Here is a 215-nt window from a genome sequence, read left to right on the forward strand (position 1 = left end):
TTTTTCATTTTAAATGATGTTTTAGATGGAATTTTATGGTGCTTTTAAGTGTGCTTTTCATTTTCAATTTGGCGTTTTAGATGAATCCTAAGAAGAGGGAAACTTGCCTCGACTTCTTCTGTGTCGTTGATGTTTTGAACCAACTCTTGCAGTTTTTTATAAAGTTCCGCCGCGAGTTCCGCTATATCTTCAGGGGGGAGTTTTATATTTTCATC

1 pseudogene is annotated in these 215 nt (G+C 35.8%); it reads right to left on the minus strand.

The annotated features are described in order from the left end of the window. Positions 1–44 precede the first annotated feature (44 nt). Positions 45–215, minus strand: a pseudogene (locus tag BN200_RS09890) (helix-turn-helix domain-containing protein); the annotation flags it as partial.

This window comes from Bartonella senegalensis OS02 (assembly GCF_000312545.1).
Lineage (GTDB): Bacteria > Pseudomonadota > Alphaproteobacteria > Rhizobiales > Rhizobiaceae > Bartonella > Bartonella senegalensis.